This window comes from Streptomyces sp. SID3343, assembly GCF_009865215.1.
Classification (GTDB): Bacteria; Actinomycetota; Actinomycetes; order Streptomycetales; family Streptomycetaceae; genus Embleya.
The window spans coordinates 1-737 of the sequence record NZ_WWJX01000489.1 but is presented as its reverse complement, the minus strand read 5'-3'; the positions used below and the strand labels follow the sequence as shown (position 1 = coordinate 737).

Genomic DNA, 737 nt, shown 5'->3' with positions numbered 1-737 from the left:
CGGCGGGGTCGACATGGCCGATGCCCTCGGCGGGGACGGTTGAGCCGGAGGTGGCGGCGGGGCCTTGTTGGGCGCGGAGTGCGGCGACTGCGCCGGGTGTGCGTACGGCGGTGTCGAGCGCTGCGCGCAGGGTCTGTTCGGCCGGGGGGAGGTCCGACTCGGTGCCGGGGGCGTCGGTTGCCCCGAACGCGTCGCGGAGCAGCGTGACCTCGGCGGCCCACGGGTCCGGCTCGGTGCGGGCTCCGGCCAGGGCGCGATCGAGGTCGTCGCGGGTGCGAACGGCTCCGCAGCGGCCCAGTAGGGACCACGTGGTGCGGGTCTGGGTGGGCAGCGCCCGCAGCCGGGCCGCGAGGGCGAAGGCGGCGCCGGGAGAGAGACGGTCGACTACGGCGGCGAGGATGGCGGCGATCGCTGCAACCCCGGCCGCCCTGTCCACGGCGGGCTCGCCGGACACGCCTTCGCCACCGGACACGCCGTCCACGCCGCCGAGTTCGGCGGCGAGGGTCTCGGCCACCTGCGTGAAGATCGAGAGTTCCCGATCGGTGCGCGGCTCGGGGCAAACGCGCAGGGCCAGGCCCAGCACCGCCGCGCGGTCGGCGGGGCGCTGTGCCGCGACGGTCGTCAGCCGGTCCAACAGGGGGCGCAGCTCGGCGAGTCGCCCCGGGGTCAGGGTTGCCCGGCGCGCGGCGAGGCGCCGGATCGCGGCGATCTCCTCGGGTCGGGCCGGCGGATGGCCG

The 737-nt window shown here is 77.3% G+C and carries 1 pseudogene; it reads right to left on the bottom strand.

What is annotated here, in order from left to right:
• A pseudogene (locus GT354_RS15485) lies at positions 1 to 737 on the bottom strand (hypothetical protein); the annotation flags it as partial.